Genomic DNA, 353 nt, shown 5'->3' on the forward strand with positions numbered 1-353 from the left:
CCTCTCCACCTTCCAGGTGACTCAGCACGTACATCCGTTTTTGCGCCGAGGAAACAGGATAATATTCACGCTCCTCCACCACAGGAATAGATACATACGTTTGCTGGGTCTGATCTTCACCCATCAACTGCACCAGTTGCTCAATCGTCGGATATTGGAAAATATCTCGCAACGCCAGCTTGTGATTCAGCTCCTGATGGATTTTCGCCATCAGGGTGGTAGCGCGCAGAGAATGTCCTCCCACTTCAAAGAAGTTATCCTGGATGCCTATTTGATGATGATTCAGAACGCTTTGCCAAATACGTACCAACTGCTCTTCCAGCGGTGTGCGCGGTGCCACGTACGCCGTGCCT

Annotated in this window: 1 protein-coding gene; it reads right to left on the reverse strand. The window is 50.7% G+C overall.

Features of this window, described 5'->3' with window-relative positions; translation table 11 throughout:
* Positions 1–353 (reverse strand): phosphopantetheine-binding protein (locus tag G9G53_RS25825; RefSeq protein ID WP_165150898.1); only part of this gene is annotated, 353 nt, incomplete at both ends.

Origin of the sequence: Paenibacillus sp. EKM206P (assembly GCF_011066155.1) — a bacterium.
Classification (GTDB): Bacteria; Bacillota; Bacilli; order Paenibacillales; family Paenibacillaceae; genus Paenibacillus; species Paenibacillus polymyxa_D.